Raw genomic sequence first — 1,624 nt, 5'->3', positions numbered from 1 at the left:
GGCAGGATCCCAGAAGCCAAGAGCCCCCCACCGCCATCAACGTAAGGGAGAGAGGGCGCAGCCGAGAATGAAGCTGGACTTGCATGGCGGCTACCTAAGCAGCTAGTGGATATAGCCAATCGTAGCATCTAGGCATGAGCCTGCAAACCCAAATTTTCTGTAAGTGAAAAAACGTTCCACTCTAGCACAAGTCAAGATAGTCTAACAAGATAGTCTAAATTGTGAGTAAACCTACGGCCTGTTCACAGATCAAGGGATACAAAACGTCGTGTTTCTGAGGCTTGATTCCGATGAGTCCAGAACAGGCAGGCTTACAGCTGTATCCTGTAGCCTCTTAATAGGCTGTAGCGTAATAAGATCCCAAACTCGGCCTGGAGGAGCTGTAGTGAACCAAAGTCCACGAAATGCTTGCCCCGCGGCGATAGCAGCCAAGACAGGAATAGTTATCAGTTGAACATTTCCTGCAACAAACTTGAAGCTTTCCTGTACATGTTGCTTTTCCCCAGGCAATGACACTTCTCCCTTTGCCAGAAGTTGCAATCCTTGCTATGCTTGAGCTTAAGCAGAGCTACTCCTTCTCTCTAGCAGGAAGAGCAATGGGGGTCATTAGCTGTGACGCAAGCCACCAACTTTGAACAGCTGGGAACTTTATTTTGGCAAGGATCCTACTCTGCCTTTTTTGCCCAGGCCGAACAAGAAAGTATTCCCTCAATTCTCCTAGAGACCATTGCTCTTTCCATCGCTCCTGAGTTTGCAGAAAGGTACAGGGGTGGATCTCTAGAAGGGTTATTGTGGCCACAGACAAAGCGACTTTTGCAAGTTCTGTCGATTGTCTATCAACCTGTTGCAGAACGCATGCGGGAGGAAGCCCTAAAGCTTCCTGTACACCACCACCATAGACTTCAGCTGCTGGCGCACAGCCTTGACTGCTTCGCTAGAGCTGGGGAAGAGGATTGGGTGTGGTTAGTATTGAAGCAAATTCTAGAAGATTGGCCTCCAAATGCCTTTATCAACTCTCTTTACGATCCCCAGACAGGCGAGGAAGTGGCGCGCCTGTGGCTATTTCAGGTTACTCAATACCTTCGTGACCTCTCTCAGGAGGAGGCTGATGCCTTTTTACCCACAGCCAGTTCCTTCTATCATCGAGAAGCTGCTGCTGCGTATGGCCACTGGGTCAATCAGAAACGGAACGGCGACTCCGCCTGGCCAGAGTGGTATATCCCACCAGAAATCCGGCTAGATGAGCCTTTTGGAGCAGCTCTTGCAGAAATTTGCAGGGATCCCTCCCTGCGGGTGGTGGTCGAGGTAGGGGCCAGTAGTGGAGAAGGATCCACAGCTGTTTTGCGCTACGCCCTTCCCAACTCTGTTCGCATCTACAGCATAGAAGCTCATCCTGAGCGCTACAAAGAGCTGGCTAGAAGGGTAAGCAAGGATCCCCGCTGTGTCCCCATTCACGCTGCTGCCCAACCTAGGATTGCTACAGGGGAGGAGGTGGAAGAATGGTTGGAATCTGGCTCTAGCATTTGGACTCCCTATGGCCGAGAGCAGGCTGTACAGAGGCGTCAGGGGGATGAAGATTTACTCAAGTCTGTGCCCACAGATGGGGCAAGCCAAGTTCCCAATC

At 51.0% G+C, this 1,624-nt stretch carries 1 protein-coding gene; it reads left to right on the top strand.

Annotated features, from left to right (window positions below):
* Window positions 1–957 precede the first annotated feature (957 nt).
* Window positions 958–1,624 (top strand): hypothetical protein (locus NW838_RS00075; protein ID WP_414427252.1); only part of this gene is annotated, 667 nt, incomplete at its 3' end.

The sequence above is a fragment of the Synechococcus sp. R55.2 genome (genome assembly GCF_047462075.1).
Taxonomy (GTDB): domain Bacteria; phylum Cyanobacteriota; class Cyanobacteriia; order Thermostichales; family Thermostichaceae; genus Thermostichus.
The sequence above is the reverse complement of the archived record's forward strand: the minus strand, read 5'-3'. Positions and strand labels throughout refer to the sequence as shown.